The organism is Dermatophilaceae bacterium Soc4.6 (assembly GCA_039889245.1).
GTDB lineage: Bacteria > Actinomycetota > Actinomycetes > Actinomycetales > Dermatophilaceae > Lapillicoccus.
Genome location: JAZGVH010000002.1, coordinates 965,965 through 986,746, shown reverse-complemented (window position 1 = coordinate 986,746; position 20,782 = coordinate 965,965). Strand labels below are relative to the sequence as shown.

17 protein-coding genes are annotated in these 20,782 nt (G+C 73.3%); 14 read left to right on the top strand and 3 right to left on the bottom strand.

The window, feature by feature from the left end:
• The first annotated feature begins 2 nt into the window (after positions 1 to 2).
• Both V3N99_04580 and V3N99_04575 read left to right on the top strand, forming a co-directional pair.
• Positions 3 to 3,452 carry a glycosyltransferase gene (locus V3N99_04580; protein MEO3936019.1) on the top strand — a complete coding sequence of 1,150 codons (3,450 nt, stop codon included), beginning with the start codon at positions 3 to 5 and terminating at the stop codon, positions 3,450 to 3,452.
• Positions 3,449 to 5,005, top strand: a complete 1,557-nt coding sequence (locus V3N99_04575; GenBank protein ID MEO3936018.1) for a DUF5719 family protein — start codon at positions 3,449 to 3,451, stop codon at positions 5,003 to 5,005. The genes V3N99_04580 and V3N99_04575 overlap by 4 nt, the downstream gene beginning before the upstream one ends.
• A 27-nt stretch (positions 5,006 to 5,032) precedes the next feature.
• Here the strand turns inward: V3N99_04575 and V3N99_04570 are convergent, their stop codons facing one another.
• Complete coding sequence (locus V3N99_04570; protein ID MEO3936017.1) at positions 5,033 to 5,509, bottom strand: metallopeptidase family protein; 477 nt, start codon at positions 5,507 to 5,509, stop codon at positions 5,033 to 5,035.
• 59 nt (positions 5,510 to 5,568) lie between these two features.
• Here V3N99_04570 and V3N99_04565 point away from each other — a divergent pair, with 59 nt between their 5' ends.
• From V3N99_04565 to V3N99_04550, 4 genes are all read left to right on the top strand, one after another.
• Positions 5,569 to 5,979, top strand: coding sequence for a DUF3499 domain-containing protein (locus V3N99_04565; GenBank protein MEO3936016.1), 411 nt, complete (start codon positions 5,569 to 5,571; stop codon positions 5,977 to 5,979).
• A 70-nt stretch (positions 5,980 to 6,049) separates the two neighbouring features.
• Positions 6,050 to 7,504: a phosphomannomutase/phosphoglucomutase gene (locus V3N99_04560; GenBank protein ID MEO3936015.1), complete on the top strand. Its 1,455-nt coding sequence runs from the start codon at positions 6,050 to 6,052 to the stop codon at positions 7,502 to 7,504.
• A gap of 36 nt (positions 7,505 to 7,540) precedes the next feature.
• Complete coding sequence (locus V3N99_04555; protein MEO3936014.1) at positions 7,541 to 7,741, top strand: hypothetical protein; 201 nt, start codon at positions 7,541 to 7,543, stop codon at positions 7,739 to 7,741.
• A gap of 64 nt (positions 7,742 to 7,805) precedes the next feature.
• The gene (locus V3N99_04550) at positions 7,806 to 8,999 is read left to right on the top strand and encodes an SIS domain-containing protein (GenBank protein ID MEO3936013.1); all 1,194 of its coding nucleotides are present in this window, start codon (positions 7,806 to 7,808) and stop codon (positions 8,997 to 8,999) included.
• Between the two features lie 63 nt (positions 9,000 to 9,062).
• Here V3N99_04550 and V3N99_04545 read toward each other — a convergent pair whose 3' ends face one another.
• Both V3N99_04545 and V3N99_04540 read right to left on the bottom strand, forming a co-directional pair.
• Positions 9,063 to 9,596: a YbaK/EbsC family protein gene (locus tag V3N99_04545; protein ID MEO3936012.1), complete on the bottom strand. Its 534-nt coding sequence runs from the start codon at positions 9,594 to 9,596 to the stop codon at positions 9,063 to 9,065.
• A gap of 26 nt (positions 9,597 to 9,622) precedes the next feature.
• The gene (locus V3N99_04540; protein MEO3936011.1) at positions 9,623 to 11,044 is read right to left on the bottom strand and encodes a hypothetical protein; all 1,422 of its coding nucleotides are present in this window, start codon (positions 11,042 to 11,044) and stop codon (positions 9,623 to 9,625) included.
• A gap of 39 nt (positions 11,045 to 11,083) precedes the next feature.
• Between V3N99_04540 and V3N99_04535 the strand changes: the two genes are divergently transcribed.
• The 8 genes from V3N99_04535 (at position 11,084) to V3N99_04500 (ending at position 20,756) form a co-directional block, all read left to right on the top strand.
• Positions 11,084 to 12,049: a cation diffusion facilitator family transporter gene (locus V3N99_04535; protein ID MEO3936010.1), complete on the top strand. Its 966-nt coding sequence runs from the start codon at positions 11,084 to 11,086 to the stop codon at positions 12,047 to 12,049.
• A 158-nt stretch (positions 12,050 to 12,207) separates the two neighbouring features.
• Complete coding sequence (ahcY, locus tag V3N99_04530) at positions 12,208 to 13,644, top strand: adenosylhomocysteinase (GenBank protein MEO3936009.1); 1,437 nt, start codon at positions 12,208 to 12,210, stop codon at positions 13,642 to 13,644.
• A gap of 235 nt (positions 13,645 to 13,879) precedes the next feature.
• Complete coding sequence (locus V3N99_04525; GenBank protein ID MEO3936008.1) at positions 13,880 to 14,461, top strand: TadE/TadG family type IV pilus assembly protein; 582 nt, start codon at positions 13,880 to 13,882, stop codon at positions 14,459 to 14,461.
• Positions 14,458 to 16,050 carry a pilus assembly protein TadG-related protein gene (locus tag V3N99_04520; GenBank protein ID MEO3936007.1) on the top strand — a complete coding sequence of 531 codons (1,593 nt, stop codon included), beginning with the start codon at positions 14,458 to 14,460 and terminating at the stop codon, positions 16,048 to 16,050. The genes V3N99_04525 and V3N99_04520 overlap by 4 nt, the downstream gene beginning before the upstream one ends.
• Before the next feature lie 114 nt (positions 16,051 to 16,164).
• Entirely contained in the window at positions 16,165 to 16,842 is a 678-nt protein-coding gene (mtrA, locus tag V3N99_04515; GenBank protein ID MEO3936006.1) for an MtrAB system response regulator MtrA, read from the top strand.
• A gap of 5 nt (positions 16,843 to 16,847) precedes the next feature.
• Positions 16,848 to 18,524, top strand: coding sequence for an MtrAB system histidine kinase MtrB (gene mtrB / locus V3N99_04510; protein ID MEO3936005.1), 1,677 nt, complete (start codon positions 16,848 to 16,850; stop codon positions 18,522 to 18,524).
• Positions 18,521 to 20,365 carry an LpqB family beta-propeller domain-containing protein gene (locus V3N99_04505; protein ID MEO3936004.1) on the top strand — a complete coding sequence of 615 codons (1,845 nt, stop codon included), beginning with the start codon at positions 18,521 to 18,523 and terminating at the stop codon, positions 20,363 to 20,365. Before mtrB ends, V3N99_04505 begins: the two co-directional genes overlap by 4 nt.
• A gap of 205 nt (positions 20,366 to 20,570) precedes the next feature.
• On the top strand, positions 20,571 to 20,756 hold the full coding sequence (locus V3N99_04500; protein ID MEO3936003.1) for a Flp family type IVb pilin: 186 nt from the start codon (positions 20,571 to 20,573) through the stop codon (positions 20,754 to 20,756).
• Positions 20,757 to 20,782: the final 26 nt, after the last annotated feature.

The window sequence follows — 20,782 nt, the reverse complement described above, 5'->3', positions numbered from 1 at the left end:
CCGTGACAACCATCGCTCCTCCGCCGCTGCCCGCACCCGCACGCACCCCGGTCCCCCCGGCCGGGTCGCGGGTCGTGGCCGTGCTGGTGCTCGATGCCACGGCCGCCGACCCCGGGCGACTCGAGTCGGCGGTCGACGCGCTCGTGGGTCAGGACCGCCGGCCCGACCGGCTGGTCGTCGTCGCCGCGCCCTCGGCTCCGGTCGACGCGCTGGACCGCGTCCTCGCTGACCCGGTCCTGCAGGCGGCGTTCGCAGACCTCGAGGTCATGGGGCAGGGCGCCGCCGGCGAGGGAGTCGTAGGGGCCTTCGTCCGGGCGATCACGGCCCACGCGGGCCGCACCGACGGCGAGTCGACGAACGAGGGGGCAGTCCTCTCCGACCCCGAGACCGGTCCCGCCACCTGGTGGTGGCTCCTCACCTCGGCCTGCGCCCCGCTGCCCGGGGCCCTGGAGGCGCTGCTCGGGGGAGCCCGCAGCTCCCGTACGGCGGGCATCGTGGGACCCAAGCTGCTCGACTGGGACGACCCGCGCCGGCTCGTCGAGATGGGGCAGCAGCTGACCCGTGGCGGCCGTCGCGTCGACCGGCCGGCCCACGGTGAGCCCGACCAGGGCCAGTACGACGAGCGCACCGACGTGCTCGCGGTCTCGCTGCCCGGGATGCTCGTGCGCAACGACGTGCTCACCCAGCTGCAGGGGCTCGACCCCCACCTGGGCGAGGCCGGCGCCGGGCTCGACCTCGGGTGGCGAGCCCAGCTCGCGGGCCACCGCGTCGTCGTCGCCCCCGCGGCCCGGGTGCGGCTGGCCATGCCCGGTGGCGCCCTGCACCCGAGCGTCGAGGCCGACCGCACCCGTTCCGACGAGGACCTGGTCCATCCCCCTCCCGCGGGCGACGACACCGGCCGGGCGACGACCACCGGCGTCCCCACCAGCACACCCCGCTGGCTGGTGGCTCGTCGCGGAGCCGCCCGGCGGGCGGCCCGCCGGGTCGCCCTCACCCAGTGCGCCTGGTGGGCTGCACCCTTCCTCGCCGTCTGGGTGGCGGTCAGCAGCGTCGTGTCGGCCCTCGCCCTGCTGCTGCTCAAGCGGCCCGCCCACGCGTGGCTCGAGCTCGGTGACCTCGGCGCCCTCGGGCACCCGGTGAGTGGCCTGCGCGCCCGCTGGCGAGGGCGGCGCACGCGCCGGGTGCGCCGCAGCGACCTCGACCCCGTCTTCGTCGGCACCCGGGCATCGCTGGCCCACACCTGGGACGCCGTGCAGGACGCGGTCACCCTCGAGCGCTCGCGCCGGTCGGCCTCGACGACCACCGTCCAGACGGGGAGCGAGGCGACGGAGACCGGACCGGTCTCGGAGGAGGCCGAGGACCTCACGGTCCTGCCCGCCTCCGTCCCCCAGCGTCTGGCCACGCACCCCGGCACGCTGGCGGTGCTGCTGTCGGCGGCCGCCGCTGCGGTGGGCCTTCGCGACGCCGTCGGGGGCGGCCTGCTCGACGCTCGCGGGTCCGGACTCACCGGGGGTGAGCTGCTGCCGGTCACGACGGGCTCGTCCGGCCTGTGGCACCTGTGGCGCGACTCGTGGCACGGTGCGGGTCTCGGCACGGGTCAGGACGCCGGGCCCGGTGTCGGCGTGCTGGCCGGCCTCACCTGGCTGACCGAGCACCTGCCGTATGTCGCCCAAGGTCGCTCGTCGGCCTCGGTGACCCTGGCCTGGCTCCTGCTCGCCGCGATGCCGCTGTCGGCCCTCACCGCCTACCTCGCCGGTCGTGTCGTCACGCGGCGACAGTGGCTGCGCGGGCTCCTGGCCCTGGCCTGGGGGGTGAGCCCGGTGCTCACCGCCGCCGTGGCCGGTGGCCGGCTCACGGCGGCCCTGGCCCACGCGCTGCTGCCGCTGGTGGTCGCCGGCTTCGCGGCCGCCGCCACCCGCCGGGGGTCGTGGACCTCCGTGTTCGCCACCGCCCTCGCGACCGCCCTCGTCGGGACCCTCGTGCCGTTCGACCTCGCCGTCGCCAGTCTCGCCGGACTGGTCCTGGCCCTGGCCGGACGCGGGGGCCGCGCCCGGGTCAAGGGCCTGGTGCTCGCCGTCCTGCCCGTCGCGCTGCTGGGCCCGTGGGTGATGCAGGTGGTCGACGACCCCCTCGTGCTCCTGTCGGGTGCCGGTCTGCTCGACCCCGGTCTGTCCCCGGCCCCTGCGGCCGACCCGTGGCTGGTGGCGCTCGGCTTCGCCCAGGGTGGGGTGGGAGTGGTCCACGCCCTCCTGCTCGCTCCGCTGGTGCTCGTCGCGGTCGCCGGGCTGGCCCGCCCGCCCCGCCCCGGGCGCAGCGGGGCGCTGGCCGCCCTGACCGTGCTCGCCCTCGTGGGTCTGGCCGCTGCGCTCGGCGCCCCCCGGCTCGTGGTGGGCGCCGCCCTCGATGGCCAGGGCGCACCGGTCGCCGTCACGCCGTGGGCCGGCATCGGCACCGACCTGTATGCCGTCGCCCTCCTCGCTCTGACCCTCACGGCCTGGCGCGTGGTGCCCACCCCGCGCGACCGCCGCGACGTGCGGGCCCTGGTCGCGGTCGCGGTAGCGGTCGTCGTGGCCACCGGGGTCGTCGGCGTCGGCGCCCTGGCGGCCCGCACCGGTGTCACGAGCCTGGCCGTCGGCAGCGACGGCCTGCCGGCCGTGGCGGTCGAGCAGGCGCAGGGTCCCGACGCCAGCAGGCTCCTCGTGGTCAGCGCCGACGGCGCCGGCGTCACCTTCTCGGTGGTCGGCAGCGAGCCCGGCCCCCCGCTGCGCGACCTCGTCCCTGCCCCGACGAGCGCCGGTGGTCCGGCTGTCGCCGCCGCCACCGATCCCGGCATCGGTGACGTCGTCGGGGGCCTGGCCTCCGGCACCATCGACGACGTGACCGGCCCCGGTCTGGGCACGTTGCTCGCCGACGTGGGCGTCGGCTTCGTGTCGCTGCGCTCCGACCCCTCGGGCACGCTGGCCCGCACGCTCGACGCCGCACCCGGCCTCGCTCGGCTCGGCACCACCGACGGTCAGACCCTGTGGCGGGTGCAGCCGCAGGAGCCGGCGACCGCACCAGGCCGGTCGGCGTCCGCCCCCCGGGCGCCGGTCGCTCCGGCCCGGGTGCGGATCACCACGTCCGCCGGCGACCCCCTGCTGGCGGTGCCCGTCGACGGCCCGCACGCGGCCGTCGACACCACGGTCGCCGCAGGACCGGCCGGACGGCGCCTCGTGGTCGCCGAGTCGGTGGAGTGGTCACGCGCCGCCGTGGTGCGGATGGACGACCGGGTGCTGTCACCGCTGCGCGGCGTCGACACCCCCACCTACGACCTGCCCCCCGCCGGTGGGCACCTCGTGGTCGACCTGCCCGCGGCCCGCGCGCGCTGGTCCATGGGTCAGCTCGTGCTGCTGCTGGTCGTGCTCTTCCTCGCCATCCCGTTCGGCACCCGTCGCTCGAGGAGCCTGACGTGACCCCCGACCAGACCCCCGATCAGACCGTCGCCCGGGCCCCCGGCACCCCCGTGGCCCACCGCCCGCACCGGTGGGTCGGCCTGGTGCGCGCCGTGGTCGTGATGGGCGTCGGCGCGGGACTGGTCGTCGGTGCCAGCCGGGTGCCGGGTGTGGCCCAGCTGGCGCCCGTGGCGGTCGCCGCCGCGGCCGGCACCGCGCGGGAGCGTCCGGTCGCGACCGCGTCCCTGACCTGTCCCGGCCCCGAGACCGAGGGCGTCGCCGAGGTCCCGGCGGCGTCGGGCACCACGACGGTCTACGCCGCCACGGCCCCTCGTGAGGCCCTCGGCGATGTGGCTCCCAGCGCCGGCGCGGGCCGCCTGCAGCTGACGCCGGCCGGCAACGACACGGCTGCCGCCCCGGAGGCCGCCGCGGTCGCGGCCGCCCGCGGCGGTGGGGTGCGTCAGACGGTCTCTGGGGCCACGTCCGTGCAGGTGAGCGCCAGCGGCTCGCTCGCGCCGGGTGCCGTGGCCCTGCAGACGTGGCTGAGCGAGTCGGGTGACCAGCGCGCTCTCGTGGCGACCCCGTGCCTCGCCCCCCGGGCCGACCTCTGGCTGGTGGGCGGCGGTGGCGAGACCAGCCGTCGCGAGCGCATCGTGCTGGTCAACCCCGGCGCCAACACGGTCACCGCCGACGTCAGCGTGCTCGGCACCGACGGTGAGCTGCAGACCTCGGGCGGGCGCGACGTCGCGGTGCCACCCCGGGGGCGCACGACCCTCGTGCTCGACGCGCTCGTCGGTGCCGAGGCGACCCCCGTCGTGCACGTGACGACCACCGGCGGCACCGTCGCCGCGGTGCTGTCCGACAGCTGGGTCGACGGGGCCGTCGGCCGCGGCAGCGACGACGCGGTGCCCAGTGCCGCCCCCAGCACCGAGCAGGTCATCCCCGCGGCGGCCATCGCCGGGCCGGCGATGCTGCGCATCGCCGTGCCGGGTGAGCAGGAGGCCGTCGTGCAGACCCGCCTGCTCACAGCCGACGGGCCGCGCCCGCTGCCCGCATCAGCGGTCGTGCGCGTCCCGGGCCGACACGTCATCGACATCGACCTCTCGGCGCTGCCGGCCGGTCGCGACGCCATCCAGGTGCGGGCCGACCAGCCCGTCGTCGCCGGCCTGATGACGCAGCGCCGAGCCGCGGCAGCCACGTCGCAGTCCGACTTCGCGTGGACGACCTCGACCCCACCGATCTCGGCCGTCGCCGGCACCTTGGTGCCGCCCGGTCTCGACGGGGGGCTCACGCTCGCCGCCACCGGGGCGGCGGCCACCGCGACGGTCACGGTGGTGAGCGCAGCCGGGGCGGTCACGCGTCGTGCGGTGACAGTGCCCGCAGACAGCACGCTCTCGCTGCCGCTCGCGGGGCCGAGCCAGGTCTGGGTGACGCCGCAGTCCGGCACCCTCCGCGCGGGCGTCGACCTCGTGGCCCGCGTGGCCGCAGGCGCACCGGGGCCGCTCTACACGGCCTACGGGCTGCCGTCGGCCGTCGTGACGGCCACCCAGGTGCCGGTCCGCCGCATCGGCTGACCCGCACCGAGTGATCGGCTGACGGCGTCAGTCCTCGGGGCCGAGCTCGGGGTCGAGCTCGTCGGGGCGCACCCCGAGGAGCGCGGCGAGCTGCTCCGTGACCACCTCGGCCACGAGCGCGGTGAGCTCGCGCTGCCCCTGCACCCGGGTCTCGACGGGCCGGCGGTAGACCACGACCCGAGCCGGTGCCACCTTCGACGCGGGGAACAGACGGCCGAGCGGCACCTCGGCGTGCTCCCAGGGGGCAGGGTCCGACGGCGGCACGTCCTCGACCGCGAGCTCCACCGCCGGGAAGGGCGCGCCCCAGCGCTCCTCGAGGCGGGCGGCCGCGTCGATGACGAGGTCGTCGAAGCCCTCGGCCCGGGTCGCCATCGCCGGCACCGGTGGCCACGCCAGCGGCCCCCGGCGCCCGCGCCCGTGCCGGTCGCGCCCGGCCTTCCGGGATGCCGGCCCGCCGGACCGACGACGGTCGGGAGGCGCGGCGTCGCTGCGAGGAGAGCCCACACCTTTAGCCTACGGCGTGGCCCGGCGGGATCGTCGCAGCGACGAACTACAGTCAGCACGTGGGTGTGTCGCGACAGTGCAGCAAGACCGGGTGCGCCGGGCCGTCGGTGGCGACCCTGACCTACGTCTACCGCGACTCGACCGCGGTGCTCGGCCCGCTCGCGACCTACGCCGAGCCCCACACCTACGACCTGTGCGCCCGGCACGCCGAGCGACTGACGGCCCCGCGGGGCTGGGACGTCGTGCGCCTGCAGGGTGACTACTCACCCCCGCCACCCAGCACCGACGACCTGCTGGCCCTGGCCGACGCCGTGCGCGAGGCCGGCCGACCTCGCCGCGGCGACCGTGCCGGCGGGGTCGCCACGGCGTCGGGTGAGACCGCCGCCCCCGGCACCCAGCGGCGCGAGGCCGACTCCGGTGCCGTCGAGGTGCACCGCCGAGGCCACCTGCGCGTGCTGCGAGACCTCTGAGCGAGCCACCGACCGTCCCGCATCCCGGGTCGTCACCTCGGGCCGACCCACCTCGCCTAGGCTCGGGGTCGTGACCTCCCGACGCCTGTCCGACTTCATCAAGGCCTACGACGTGCGCGGCCTCGTGCCCGAGCAGCTCGACGCGGTGGTGGCCCGGGCGATCGGGTCGGCCTTCGCCGAGGTCGTCGCCCTGCCCGACGGGGCCGAGGGCATCGTGATCGGTCACGACATGCGCCCGAGCTCGCCCGAGCTGAGCCGGGCCTTCGCCGAGGGCGCCGCGGCCCGCGGCCTCGACGTGACCCTGATCGGACTGTGCTCCACCGACGGGCTCTACTACGCCAGCGGCGCGCTCGACCTGCCCGGCGCGATGTTCACCGCCAGCCACAACCCGGCGCAGTACAACGGCATCAAGCTCTGCCGCTCAGGCGCCCGGCCGGTCGGTCAGGACTCCGGTCTGCGCGAGATCACCGACCTGGCCCAGTGGAGCCTCGACCGCGGCGACCTGCACGAGGGCGTCCGCCCCGAGGAGAGCGCGACCCCCGGCACGATCCGCGAGCACGACCTGCTCGGCGACTACTCCACCTTCCTGCGCGGACTGGTCGACCTGGGCGGCATCCGACCGCTCAAGGTCGTCGTCGACGCCGGTAACGGCATGGGCGGCCACACCGTGCCGGCCGTGCTCGGCACCGGGGCGGGCCTGCCGCAGCTGCCGCTGACGATCGAGCCGCTCTACTTCGAGCTCGACGGCACCTTCCCCAACCACGAGGCCAACCCCCTCGACCCCAAGAACCTCGTCGACCTGCAGAAGGCCGTCATCGAGCACGGCGCCGACATCGGTCTGGCCTTCGACGGCGACGCCGACCGGTGCTTCGTCGTCGACGAGCGCGGTGAGCCGGTCAGCCCCAGCGCCATCACCGGGCTCGTCGCGGAGCGGGAGATCGCCCGTGCCGTGGCCGACGGCGCCGACGCCGCCGACGTCGCGGTGGTCTACAACGTCATCTCGTCGGTCGCCGTGCCCGAGGTCATCGCCGAGCAGGGTGCGCGCGGGGTGCGCAGCCGGGTCGGCCACTCCTTCATCAAGGCCACGATGGCGACGCAGGACGCCGTCTTCGGCGGTGAGCACTCCGCGCACTACTACTTCCGCGACTTCTGGTTCGCCGACACCGGCATGCTCGCGGCGATGCACGTGCTCGCCGCGCTCGGCGAGCAGGCAGGCCCGCTCAGCGCGCTCACGGCCTCATACGACCGGTATGCCGCCTCCGGCGAGATCAACTCGACCGTCACCGACGCGCCGGCGGCCACCACGCGGGTGCGCGAGATGGCGGTGTCGCGCGGCGGGACGACCTTCGACGAGCTCGACGGCCTCACCGTGACCCACGCGGGGACCGACGGCGAGCCGATGTGGTGGTTCAACGTGCGCTCGTCCAACACCGAGCCGCTGCTGCGGCTCAACGTCGAGGCTGCCGACCGTGGCACGATGGAGACGGTCCGCGACGCCGTGCTCTCCATCATCCGCGCCGGCTGACCCCACCCGCACCCCCCCTCCCGAAGCAAGGAACTCATGAGCTCCCCGACCACCGACTGGCCGCGCTCGATCCTGCGCTGCCCCGCGTGCCACTCCGAGCTCGCCGACGGCACCGGCCCGCAGGGGCCCGAGCTGCAGTGCCTCGACACGACCGGCGGCGACTGCGCGCTGGCCTACCGCATCGACGACGGCGTCCCGGTCCTGCTCGTGCACGAGGCCCGCGCCACCAGGGCCTGAGCTCACCAGGGCCCACCCGGACCCACCCAGCCGTCCACGCACCCCCAGCAGGAAGGCGAGCGCCGTGCCCCACTTCGACGACAACCTGGTCGACGACGAGGCCGCGGTCGCGCGTCTCGACTCGCGCGGCACCCTGCGGGCGCTGGCCGGTGCCGGCGCCCAGGTGCGCCACGCGCTGGCGCTGGCCGAGGAGGCCGGCATCGAGCAGGTCGCCGGCGGCGACCGACCCCGCTCGGTCGTCGTGGCCTCCCTCGGCGGCTCCGCGATCGTCGCCGACGTGCTCGAGCTGCTGGCCGAGCCGGGGTCACCGGTGCCGGTCAGCGTGCGACGCAACGTGCCCCTGCCGGGGTGGGTCGGCTCGCTCGACCTCGTCGTCGCCGTCTCCCAGTCGGGGCGGGCACCCGGCCCGCTGGCCCTGGCCGCCGAGGCGGCGCGTCGCGGTGCGTCGCTGCTCACGGTGGGGGCGCCCGACTCACCCCTGTCCGACGTGTGCGCCCGCGCCCGGGGCATCCACGTGCCCACCCCGCCCGGCCTCACGTCGTCGCGCACCGCCCTCTGGGCGATGCTGACCCCGGTGGTCCTGGCCGCGCACCGACTGGGCATGCTCGAGGCGCGTCCGGCGGTGCTGGGCGCCGTGGCCGACCGGCTGGACGAGCAGGCCGAGCTCTTCCGCCCCAGCAGCGACACCTTCGTCAACCCGGCCAAGTCGCTGGCCCTCGAGCTCGCCGACGGGGTGCCGCTCGTGCTGGGCGACGGTCCGCTCGCCGGTGTCGCCGCCGCCCGGTGCGCCTCGATGCTCGCACGCACCTCACGGGTGCCGGCGACCTACGGCGAGCTGCCCGATGCCGCGTCGCAGGTGGTCGCCTGCTTCGACGGGCCCTTCAGCGACGCGGGGGTGGCCCGGTCGGCGGGCCTCGGTGCCCGCGGGGTCGGTGACATCTTCGCCGACCCGTTTCTCGACGGCCCGCCGACGCCCCGGCTGCGTCTGCTGATGCTGCGCGACACACCCGCCGACGCCATCCTGCAGCCGGGGGAGCGCTCCGCCGTGCGTCGCCTCGCCGACGCGGTGGTGCGCACCGCCTCCGACGCCGGGGTGCGGGTGAGCCAGCACGACACCGCCCCCGGCCACCCGCTCGAGCGGCTCGCGGGACACATCGCACTCACCGACTTCGCGGCGACCTACCTCGCCCTCGGGCTCGGCGCCGACCCCGGGCTCTCGCCGCACGTCGCCGACCTGCGCGACCTCACCCGCGAGTAGCACCCTTGCGTCCGCGTCGCGGAGGGTTCTTGCCCACCTCGACGCGGACGCCGGCGCTCGAGATCAGGCCGGCTGGGCCAGGCGCAGCACGCGGGCGCCGCGCAGGGCCGCGAGGTCGGCCCCCGACACGAGCAGCTTGCTCGTGCGCCGGCCGCTACCGACGACGACCAGGTCGGTGGCGGCCACCGCGTCGTCGACGAGCACCGGCCAGTCGCTCGGCAGGCCGACGGGGGTGATCCCACCGAACTCCATACCGGTGAGTGAGACGGCGTCGTCGTGCGGGGCGAAGGAGCACTTGCGCACGTCGAGCGTCTTGCGCACGACGCCGTTGACGTCGGCGCGCGTGGTCGCGAGCACCATCACCGCGGCATACGACGTGCGCTCGCCGCGTCTCCCGGCGACGACGACGCAGTTGGCGCTCGCCTCCGGCGACACGTCGTAGGTCGTGCAGAACATCGCGGTGTCGGCCATCGCCCCGTCGATCACGGCGACGCGGGCTGACGGCAGTGTGGCGGCCACCGCCGCGACGGGAGCGGCCACGAGGTCGAGGTGGTCGAGCAGAGGCAGCCACTCGAGGATGCCGGTCGCAGAGCTCATGGGTCGACGCTAGCCGACGGCGCTGCTCAGCCGGTGAGGTTGGTCGCGCTGGCGGGGGCACCCAGCAGCCGGGTCTGCGGGGTCGCGCCGACGACGGTCCAGCGCAGCTGGTGGATCAGCGCGTCACCGAGGGGGCTCTGCGTCGGCAGCAGGGCGAAGCGGGCTCCGGACCGGCTCAGGGCGTCCTGCCACCCCGGGCGCGCGTCGAGGGTGTCGACGTAGGTGCGCACGTAGTCGACCGTGTAGATCTCGGTGCGCCCGTCGATCGCTGGGCGGAGGTTGGGGTGGGCCCAGAGCAGCCACCCCCCGAGCGCGTAGGCGTCGTAGACGACGGTGCCGTCGGGCAGGGCCGCCAGCTGGCGGTCGAGGCCGACGGGCACCTGCTGGGCGACCCCCGAGCCGGTGGCCAGCACCAGGACGACGGAGGCCAGGCCTCCGGTCGCTGCTGCGCTCGCGAGCGCACGGCGGCTGACGCGACGCGTCGGCACCACCGACTGGAGGGTCTCGGCGACGAGGGGGGCGATCACGAGCGCGCCGAGCGCGATGGTGCGGCCGTAGAGGAGGGTGAAGAAGAGCGCGACGCACCACAGGAGCACCCGGGTGGCTCGGACGGGCGCCGGACCGACGGCCCAGCCCACGGCGACCGCCACGATCGCGAGCAGGGTGACGGCGTATGCCGGGGAGCTGAGCGGGGTCGGGAGGTACTCGCTGACGAACTGGGCATAGTCCGAGACCTGGAAGGGCACCAGGAGCAGCCGGGGGCCGACGGGCGTCACGAGGGAGATGACCAGGCTCGCGACGGGGACGGCGATCAGCCGAAGCAGCTCCCGTCGCGACAGCGGCGACGTGCGGCGACGCTCGACGCCGATGCCCAGGACGACCACGAGGCCGATGGCCGGCCCGAGGAACCAGAAGCCGTGCGAGCAGGCCCACGCCCAGGTCAGGGGGATCAGCCACCACCGCGGTCGGCCGTCCTCCGCCGTGTCGAGCCAGGCGCCGAGGGTGGCGACGACGAGGATGAACGACACCAGCTGGGGTCGCGGGCCGAGTCCTCCGCTGGCACCGACCACGGCCAGGGCGACGGCCACCGCGGTGGGCAGTGCGCTGGCCCGACGACTCGTCGTGGCGACGAGGGTGACGACCAGGACGACGAGCGTCGCCTGCCACAGCGCGACGACGGCGACCAGCCCGGCTCGGGCCGCCAGCGCCAGCGCCACCTCGGGGGCCCACTCGTGCAGCACCCAGGGATTGCTGCTGAAGGGTGTCCCGCTCGCGGCCGAGGTGAAGCTGCCCGAGGCGAGCAGCTGCTCACCGGCGCGGATGTGCCAGAACGTGTCCGGGTCGGAGACGCCCGCACGGGTCTGGGTGGCCAGCGTCAGCGACACCCCGGCGAGGACGACCCAGGGGACCCAGCGGGTGATGCGGTCGCTGTCCTCGAGCGGCGTCATGGACCCAGACCATAGCGAGCCACGCTCTAAACTCCTCCCATGTCGACGCAGGGCGGGACCAGGGCCATCTACGCAGCGCTGGGGGCGAACGCGGGCATCGCCGTGACCAAGTTCGTGGCCTTCGCCCTCACGGGCAGCAGCTCGATGCTCGCCGAGGGAATCCACTCGGTGGCCGACTCCGGCAACCAGCTGCTCCTGCTGCTGGGGGGCAAGCGGGCGCGGCGTCAGGCGACCCCGGAGCACCCCTTCGGCTACGGGCGGGAGCGCTACTTCTGGGCCTTCGTGGTCTCGATCGTGCTCTTCAGCGTCGGTGGTCTCTTCGCCCTCTACGAGGCGTGGCACAAGTTCCAGAACCCTGAGGGCATCGAGAGCTGGGTGTGGGTGCCCTTGGTGGTGCTCGTCGTGAGCATCGGGCTCGAGGGCAACTCGTTCCGGACGGCGATCCGCGAGGCGAACCCTCTGCGGGGCGGCCGCAGCTGGCCGCAGTTCGTGCGCAGCGCGAAGGCCCCCGAGCTGCCCGTGATCCTCCTCGAGGACCTGGCTGCCCTCGTCGGGCTGGTCTTCGCCCTGCTCGGGGTGGTCCTGACGATCGTCACCGGCAACGGTCGGTGGGACGCCGCCGGCACCGGCCTGATCGGGCTGCTGCTCGTCGTCGTCGCAATCGTCCTGGCCGTCGAGATGAAGTCGCTCCTGCTCGGTGAGGCGGCCTCGCTCGAGCACGTGCGGGCCATCGAGGCGGCCGTCGTAGGCACCGACGGGGTCGACCGGCTCATCCACCTGCGCACCCTGCACGTCGGTCCGGACGAGCTGGTCGTCGCGGCGAAGGTGGCCGTGACCGCCACCGACACCGCGCAGTCCGTGGCCACGACCATCAACCGGGCCGAGCTGCACGCGCGGCAGGCGGTGCCCGACCTGACGCTGCTGATGTACCTCGAGCCCGACATCGACCACGGCGCCGACGCCGAGCGGCCGAGCTGGGACCCCGACGCCCCCTCGCAGGGGTGACGACGCCGAGCCCGGCGCGCCGGGCTGGTGCGACATCTTGCCGGACCGGCGGTAGACTGGGTCTGCCGGCGTGGGTGATACCCCGCGAGTACGCAGTGCCCAGATGGGCTACGCCGGGTCAGCACACCTCACTCAATCGCAACGGAAGCAGTTTTCCCATGTCCTTTGACTTCAAGGTTGCCGACCTGAGCCTCGCCGAGGCCGGCCGACACCAGCTCCGACTGGCCGAGCACGAGATGCCCGGTCTCATGGCCCTCCGCGAGGAGTACGGCGACGCGCAGCCGCTGAAGGGTGCCCGCATCGCCGGGTCCCTCCACATGACCGTGCAGACCGCCGTCCTCATCGAGACGCTCACCGCCCTCGGCGCCGACGTGCGCTGGGCCTCCTGCAACATCTACTCCACCCAGGACGAGGCGGCCGCCGCGGCCGTCGTCGGCCCGCACGGCACCGTCGACGACCCCCAGGGCGTCCCCGTCTTCGCCTGGAAGGGCGAGACCCTGCCCGAGTACTGGTGGTGCACCGACCAGATCCTCGCGTGGCCCGGTGGCGGTGGCCCCAACATGATCCTCGACGACGGTGGCGACGCCACGATGCTGGTCCACAAGGGCCGCGAGTGGGAGATCGCCGGCCTCGTGCCGGCCACCACCGACGAGGACTCCGAGGAGTTCGGCGTCTTCAAGGAGCTCGTGCGGGCCACGATGGCGCTCGATCCCACCCGGTGGACCAACGTCGCCAAGGACATCAAGGGCGTCACCGAGGAGACCACGACCGGTGTTCACCGGCTCTACCAGCTCGCTGAGACCGGCGAGCTGCTCTTCCCGGCCATCAACGTCAACGACTCGGTCACCAAGAGCAAGTTCGACAACACCTACGGCTGCCGCCACTCGCTCATCGACGGGCTCAACCGCGCCACCGACGTGCTCATCGGCGGCAAGGTCGCCGTCGTCTGCGGCTACGGCGACGTGGGCAAGGGCTCGGCCGAGTCGCTGCGCGGCCAGGGTGCGCGCGTCATCGTCACCGAGATCGACCCGATCTGTGCGCTGCAGGCGGCCATGGAGGGCTTCCAGGTCGCCCGTCTCGACGACGTGATCGGCCGCGCCGACATCTTCGTCACGACGACCGGCTGCTACGACGTGATCAGCGCCGACCAGATGACCAAGATGAAGAACAAGGCCATCGTCGCCAACATCGGTCACTTCGACAACGAGATCGACATGGCCGGTCTGGCCAAGGTCCCCGGGGTCACCAAGACCGAGATCAAGCCGCAGGTGCACGAGTGGACCTTTGCGTCCGGCTCGTCGATCATCGTGCTGTCCGAGGGACGCCTGATGAACCTCGGCAACGCCACGGGTCACCCGAGCTTCGTGATGAGCAACTCGTTCTCGAACCAGACGATCGCCCAGATCGAGCTCTTCACCAAGACGGCCGACTACGACAAGCAGGTCTACGTGCTGCCGAAGCACCTCGACGAGAAGGTCGCCCGGCTCCACCTCGAGGCCCTCGGCGTCGAGCTCACGGAGCTGAGCAAGACGCAGGCCGAGTACCTCGGCGTCGACGTGGCCGGGCCGTACAAGCCGGAGCACTACCGCTACTGAGCGCGACCTGACTCGCGCTCGACGCGATCGCGTTCATACTGTTGGTGATGGCGTCCTCCACCCCCTGGGAGGGCGCCATCGCCGCGTCCCGCTGAGCCCGAGGATCGCCCGTGTCGGGCGGACCCTCGTCCGAACGGCCACGATCTGCCCTGGATCTGGGGGTCGGGCCCTGTGCTTCACGTGTCGGTCCTACTGTGGAAAAGACCTGTGACGGCTCCTGACCCCCGAGGACCTCGTGCTCTCCCTCCGCACCGCGACCGCGCACTCACGTCCCACGGCGCGAGGGCACCTGCTGCGCGGTGAGCGGACCCGCGGCGCGGCGGCCGTCGAGGCCGCCCTCGTGCTCCCCGTGGTCATCGCCCTCTTCGTCGGCATCGTCGAGTTCGGGCTCATCTTCAAGGATGCGCTGGCCATCTCCTCCGCCGTGCGAGCGGGCGGTCGGATGGCCTCGGCCGAGCCGTTGAAGAGGGCCTTCGCCACCGATGCGGCTACCCAGGTCGGCCTCTCGATGGCCGCGGTCAACACCACAGGAGCGGCGACCCTCTACGTCTACGACCCGGACCTGTTTCCCGAACCGCTGAAGAGCTGCAACGGCAGCAGCTCGGGCTGTCTGACGTTCTCCTGGAGCGCCGCGGCGGGGAAGTTCGGGATCCCGAGCGGCGCCTGGGACAAGTGCAACTCCCTCTCGACCAAGGTGGCTCTCCTGTTGTCCGTCCAGCACAAAGGGATGACCAGCGTGCCCTACGCGTCACCGACGCTGACCGAGAAGGCGGTCTTCGCCTTCGAGCCGACCTCGACGACGGCCCTGTGCCAATGACGCGGCTGCCGTCACGTCGTCGCGACAGCGGCGTGGTGGCGATCCTCACCGCCCTGCTCATGACGACCTTCATCGGCTTCTGTGCCATCGCCGTGGACGTCGGGCACTGGTATCTCGTCAAGCTGCAGACCCAGAAGGCCGCAGACGCCGCAGCGCTCGCTGGTGTGGTCTACCTGCCCGACAACGTCGCCGGCGCCATGACCGTGGCGACCCAGTATGCGCAGGACAACGGCTTCGGGGTGTCCGCCACGACGAGTGTGACGACGACGCGGGTCCCCGGCGACCCGGGTCGGCTCTCGGTGACCGTGTCGACGACGGTGACGAACTTCTTCACCGGGCTGTTCGGCCTCCCGACGTCGACGATCTCGAGCAGGGGGGACGCCGCCTACGCGGGCCCCGTCTCGATGGGCAGCCCGTGCAACCGGATCGGCAACGACCCCGATGCCACGCCTGCCACCGGGTCATCCGCCTGCTCGGGTCTCGGCACCGGCCGGTTCTGGGCCGGTGTCAGTGGTGAGCGGACCGACAAGCAGAACGGCGATCCCTACCAGTCGACGCTCTGCACCGGAGCCACGTCCGACAACTGCCCGGCGGGCACCAACACCGACTACACGGCGGAGGGCTACCTCTACAACATCACCGTGAAGACCGCGGGGGCCACGCAGATCGAGATCTTCGACCCGGACTTCGTGGCCACCGGCAACCAGTGCGACTCGACCAACCTCGATGGTGCGACCGCGGCAAGAAACCCGTTCGTCAAGGACGCAACCGACGCAAACAACCGCTACGGCAAGGGCAACTCGGCAAACAGCGGCTGGTGCACGGGCGACACCAACAACCTGATCGGGGGAGCCACCAAGGAGGTCATGCAGACCAGCTACTCGGTCCTCGGCACCCAGGGGGGCGCCAACATCGCCGACCACACCCCCATCGACAAGTGCACGAGGACCTGGACGGGCTTCGACGGGGCACTGTCCGCCGCCCTCGACCAGAAGAGCCCGGGCTACAACGTGGGCGTCGCCGAGAGCTTCCGCCGCTGGGTCCCGCTCTGCACCGTCAGGGGAGCGGGGACCTACATCCTCAAGGTCAACGGAGCCGGCGGCAACGCACAGAACCACTTCTCGATCCGCGCGGTGGGTGGCGACGTGGAGACCACCACGGTCTCGGGCCGGCAGCGGCTCGGTATCTTCACCAGCGACGACAGCCCCGGGACGACGTTCTACCTCGCCCGGGTGCCCAGCACCTCCGCCGGTCAGACCCTGGTCGTGCGCTTCTTCGACGTGGGCGACGCCAAGAACGCCGGGAAGATGACCATCAAGCCCCCCTCGGGCAGCGTCGGCTGCCGTCAGTACGACGTCAGGGACGCCCCGATCGGCAGCCTCGACCCCTGTGCGATCACCACGTCCACGTCGCTCAACGGTCGCTGGATCACGCTACGGGTCCCGATCCCCGCGACCTATGACTGCAACGACTCCAACAACGCCGCGTGCTGGTACACCGTGTCCTTCGACTACAAGGGTGCCGTGCCGACGGACACCTCGGCCTGGACGGCCGCGATGGACGGGCAGGCCGTCCGTCTGGTCAAGTGAGATCGGCAGCCCTCGGCACCGTCTGCACCCTCCCGCCGCCGGGCTGTGTGAGGATGGCACGGTGGTCCCGGTGCCGGTGCCGGGGCCGGTGCTAGGCAGAGGAAGGGTCCTGACGTGAAGGGTCGCGTACTGGTCGTCGACGACGACCTCGCCCTGGCGGAGATGCTCAGCATCGTCCTGCGGCAGGAGGGTCTCGAGGTGTCCCACGTGGCCGACGGGTCGTCGGCCCTGGCCGCCTTCCGCGAGGCCCGTCCCGACCTCGTGCTGCTCGACCTCATGCTGCCCGGCATCGACGGTATGGAGGTCTGTCGCCGCATCCGCGCCGAGTCGGGCGTGCCCATTGTCATGCTCACCGCCCGCACCGACACCGTCGACATCGTCGTGGGGCTCGAGTCGGGCGCCGACGACTACGTCGTCAAGCCGTTCAAGCCGCAGGAGCTCATCGCGCGGGTGCGCGCACGACTGCGCCGGGGCGACGAGCCCGAGCCCGAGCGCCTCGACATCGGTGACCTGTCGATCGACGTCGCGGGTCACTCGGTCAAGCGGGGCAGCGAGCCACTCTCGCTCACCCCGTTGGAGTTCGACCTGCTCGTCGCGCTGGCCCGCAAGCCGTGGCAGGTCTTCACCCGCGAGGTGCTCCTCGAGCAGGTGTGGGGTTACCGCCACGCCGGTGACACCCGCCTGGTCAACGTGCACGTGCAGCGTCTGCGCAGCAAGATCGAGCACGACCCCGAGCACCCCGAGATCGTCGTGACGGTGCGCGGGGTCGGCTACAAGGCCGGGCCCGCGTAGGGCTCATGGCCGATCGTCAGACCGCCCCTCGGGCCGTCCTCGTCGGGGCCGGTCGCCGGGTGGTGCGCCTCGGACGCGGTGTCCGCCGTGGGTGGCGTCGGTCGCTGCAGTTCCGCGTGGTCGCGGTGACCATGGTGCTCGGCCTCGTCGTGCTCTCCATCGTCGGCAGCTACCTCTACCAGCGTGTTGCCGACGGGCTCGTCGACGAGCGCCGGCTCGGGGCCCAGGCCGAGGTCATCCAGCTCGCCGGACGGGTCGAGACCAGCTTTGCCAGCACGGACCAGACGACGGGCGACGGGCTGCTCACCGTGGCCCAGACCGCCATCCAGAGCATCGCCGGCACCGAGCGCTCCCGCTTCACGATCCTGGCCCGCGACGGCCGGAACACCAACAAGGACATCATCCTGCAGCCCGTCGTCTCGGGCGACGTCGGCCTGCCCTCGGTGCCGCCCGAGCTGCGCCAGGCCGTCGCCGACAACCCCCGCACCCAGCAGACGCAGATCATCACCATCCAGCTGCAGGGCGACAACGAGGTCACCCCGGCGTGGGTGATCGGGCAGCAGATCAACACCGGCGCCACCGGCCTCGGGTCCTACGACCTCTACGTCATCTACCCCATGACCCGCGAGCGCGACACCCTCACGCTCGTGGGCCGCACGTTCCTCGTGGGCGCCGTCGTGCTCATGTTCCTCATCGGGGGAGTGGCCTACGTCGTGACCCGCCTCGTCGTCACCCCCGTGCGGCGCGCGGCCGAGGTGGCCGAGCGCTTCGCGTCGGGCGTCTTCAGCGAGCGCATGCGCGCCCGCGGCGAGGACGACATCGCGATCCTCGCCCAGTCCTTCAACGAGATGGCCGCGAGCATCCAGCAGCAGATCGGCCAGCTCGAGAACCTCTCCCGCTTCCAACAGCGCTTCGTCTCCGACGTGTCCCACGAGCTGCGGACGCCGCTGACGACGATCCGGATGGCCGGCGACCTCATCCACGACTCCCGAGCCGACTTCGACCCCCTCGTGGCCCGGTCGTCAGAGCTGCTGTGGGGCGAGCTCGACCGCTTCGAGTCCCTGCTCACCGACCTGCTCGAGATAAGCCGCTTCGACGCCGGGGCCGCCGTGCTCGACCTCGAGCCGACCGACCTGCGGGTGACCGTGGGCCGAGTCGTCGACTCCGTGGCGAGCCTGGCCGCGCGCCGGGGCAGCATCCTGCAGGTCGACGCCCCCGACGACCCCTGTCAGGCCGAGATCGACTCCCGTCGGATCGAGCGGGTGCTGCGCAACCTCCTGGTCAACGCCATCGAGCACGGTGAGGGGCAGCCGATCGAGGTGCGCATCGCCCGCGACGAGGACGCGGTCGCGGTGACCGTGCGCGACCACGGGATCGGGCTGAGGCCGGGTGAGGGGGCCATGGTCTTCAACCGCTTCTGGCGGGCTGACCCCGCGCGGGCCCGCACCACCGGCGGCACCGGGCTGGGCCTGGCGATCTCGCTGGAGGACGCCCGGCTGCACGCCGGGTGGCTGCAGGCCTGGGGGGCTCCCGGAGAGGGCTCCTGCTTCCGCCTGACCCTGCCCACCGTGGCCGGCCAGGTGCTGAAGGCCTCGCCCCTGCCGCTCGGCGTCGGCGGCGTCATCGGCGTGGTCCCCTCGTCGGGATCGACCGCGCCAGCCACCGGACCGGGGGCGCGGTGACCCCCCTGCGTGGTCTCCGGGCCCGGCCGGTGCTGGCCCTCGTCACCTGCGCCACCCTGGCCCTGTCCGGGTGCGGCGGACTGCCCACCTCGACGACGGTGCAGGCCGGCCTGCGGGTCGACAAGCAGGTCGACCAGCGGGCCCGCGTCGTCGTCAGCGCCCCCATCAAGGGCGCCACCCAGGACGTCATCGCCCGCGACTTCATCCGGTCGGGCGCCTCGTTCCAGGAGACCGACGAGAACCAGCAGGCGGTGGGCCGGGCCTATCTCGCTCCCACGTCGGTCGACCGCTGGCAGCCGACGTCGTCCGTCACCGTCTACGACGCGGCCGTCGGTCTGGCGATCGACCAGCTGCCCGCCGACCAGCTGCGCCTGACCGTCACGGCGGTCGCGAGCATCGACACCACGGGCCACTACACCGAGCTGCCGCCCGGCACGACGCGCTCGCTGGTGCTGTCGATGGTGCGCGCCGACGGGGAGTGGCGCATCGACCTGCCCCGCGAGGGCTTCGGGCTGTGGCTCAACACCGACGACTTCGACCGCGTCTATGCCGCCTACGACATCAACTACGTCGTGGCGGGCACCCAGCGACTCGTCTCCGACCTGCGGTGGTTCCCCGCCGGGTCACGGGTGGCCACCTCGCTGGCGAGAGCCCAGATCGGGCCCGTGCCCGCCTACCTCGACGGGGTCGGTGAGACGGCGGTGCCGCCCACGGCCCAGCTGGCCGTCGACGCGGTCGAGGTGGATCCTGACTCGGGCCGGGCCACGGTGGTGCTGACCGACTCGGCCCCGACGCTCGAGCCCGAGCGACGACGGGCGATGTGGGCGCAGTTCGTGGCGACCCTGCTGCAGATCCCTGCCATCGCGTCCGTGAGGCTGCAGGTGGCGTCGATCGGGGACATCCCCGTGCCGAACCTCCCACCCGAGATCACGAGCCTGACCACGCTGGGCTACACCCAGGCACCCACCCCGGCGCTCACCGTGGGTGCCGTGAGGCGGGGTGACTCGGTGCTCGCCCTCGACCCGCAGTCGGTCGACGACCCAGCAGCGGCACCGGCCGGGGCACCCCTGCCCGGCGCCCCCGGCCCGACGCGGGTGTCGAGCGACTACACCGGGCTGGCCCTCTCGGCCGACGGCACCGACCTCGCTGCCGTGGCCCGCAGTCGCCGCGAGCTGGTGCGGTGGCGTGACGGGGTGCCTCACACGGCGCCCAGCCTCGGCATCGACCTCACCGACCCGGCCTACGACACCGCCGGCCGGCTCTGGGTGGCCGGAGTCGCCGGCGGGGTCGCCAGGGTCTGGACCCTCCCCGCGACGACAGCCGCCGTCGGCGCTGCGGCGGTCGTCCGGGTCGACTGGCTGGGGGGACGACGGGTCGTGGCCCTGCGGGTGTCACCCGACGACACCCGGGCCGCCGTGATCTCGAGCAAGGCCGACGGCAGCGACCGTCGACTCGACCTCGCCGGCATCCAGCGTGACGGGCGGGGACTGCCCCTTGCGCTCGCGGACCCCTATCGGCAGGGTCAGCCGCTGCTCGACCTGGCGTCGGTGGTCTGGCTGTCCCCCGACGACGTCGCCGTCCTGGCCCGTGAGAAGCGCGGCGCCCCCCTGCGACCCTTCGACGTGCAGATCGGGGGAGGGGTGGGGCTGCGTCGCTACGGGAAGGTCACGCTCGTGCCGCCGGTGCCCGCCGGGGTGCGGCTGACCACGCGGGGCGGGGTGGCGGGGCTGGTGATGCAGACCGGCCCCCTCGCGGCGGACGGGACCGGCGTCCAGCTCAGGGTGGGCGGGCGGTGGCAGCCCCTGGTCGGGGTGAGCGACCTCGTGGTCGGCGGACTGTAGGCGTCGGCGCATCCAATGTGGGGAACATCCCCTCATCCCCTCGACCCAACGTCCGGAGTCCTCCTCCATTCGGCCGACTTCAGCCGTCCGGGGCACCCGACGCCGGGGGTCGCTGTGTCAAGGTATCGCTGATCCTCCTTGGGGGGAGGATCGCGGGGGGCCCCGCTCCTTCACCCACTGATGCCGTCAGAAAGGTCACCCGACCATGCTCCAGGCCTTCGTCCACCTCAAGGTCCGCCTCGCCACTCGCGACCGGGGCGCCACCGCCGTCGAGTACGGCCTGATGGTCGCCGGTATCGCCGTCGTCATCATCGGGCTCGTCTTCGGCCTCGGCAAGACGCTCGGAAACTTCTTCGGCACCGTCAACACCACCCTGACCAACAAGGGCTGACGACCAGCCCGTCTCAGGGCCGGCGG

Excerpts from the sequence above, each read along its gene's own strand:
- V3N99_04555 (MEO3936014.1), top strand. The coding sequence starts at position 7,541 with ATGAGCTCCCCGACCACCGACTGGCCGCGCTCGATCCTGCGCTGCCCC.
- V3N99_04545 (MEO3936012.1), bottom strand. The coding sequence starts at position 9,596 with ATGAGCTCTGCGACCGGCATCCTCGAGTGGCTGCCTCTGCTCGACCAC.
- V3N99_04540 (MEO3936011.1), bottom strand. The coding sequence starts at position 11,044 with ATGACGCCGCTCGAGGACAGCGACCGCATCACCCGCTGGGTCCCCTGG.
- V3N99_04535 (MEO3936010.1), top strand. The coding sequence starts at position 11,084 with ATGTCGACGCAGGGCGGGACCAGGGCCATCTACGCAGCGCTGGGGGCG.
- ahcY (MEO3936009.1), top strand. The coding sequence starts at position 12,208 with ATGTCCTTTGACTTCAAGGTTGCCGACCTGAGCCTCGCCGAGGCCGGC.
- V3N99_04520 (MEO3936007.1), top strand. The coding sequence starts at position 14,458 with ATGACGCGGCTGCCGTCACGTCGTCGCGACAGCGGCGTGGTGGCGATC.
- mtrB (MEO3936005.1), top strand. The coding sequence starts at position 16,848 with ATGGCCGATCGTCAGACCGCCCCTCGGGCCGTCCTCGTCGGGGCCGGT.
- V3N99_04500 (MEO3936003.1), top strand. The coding sequence starts at position 20,571 with ATGCTCCAGGCCTTCGTCCACCTCAAGGTCCGCCTCGCCACTCGCGAC.